Annotated in this window: 1 pseudogene; it reads right to left on the bottom strand. The window is 64.4% G+C overall.

Annotated features, from left to right (window positions below):
- A pseudogene (locus SB725_RS32580) lies at positions 1–253 on the bottom strand (ABC transporter ATP-binding protein); the annotation flags it as partial.

The following is a 253-nucleotide window of genomic DNA, read 5'->3' as shown; positions in this document are numbered from 1 at the left end:
AAGGCGTGGTCGAGCGGGGTGTCCCAGAGCTGCACGAACTCCGGCCGTATCCCTACTTGCAGGCGCCCACCTGCCGTTGCCGCCAAACGTTCGCGCAGGCCATCGGGCAATGCCAGGTGCAGGCCGCCAAAGCTCACCCCATCGGCTTCGGCGCGCACGTCGATGAAGTTCATGCCCGGGCTGCCAATGAAATAGCCGACAAAGGTATGACGTGGCCGCTCGAACAACTCGCGCGGGGTTGCGAACTGGACGA

The sequence above is a fragment of the Pseudomonas sp. SIMBA_041 genome (assembly GCF_046535095.1).
In the GTDB taxonomy this organism is placed as follows: domain Bacteria; phylum Pseudomonadota; class Gammaproteobacteria; order Pseudomonadales; family Pseudomonadaceae; genus Aquipseudomonas; species Aquipseudomonas mucoides.
The sequence above is the reverse complement of the archived record's forward strand: the minus strand, read 5'-3'. Positions and strand labels throughout refer to the sequence as shown.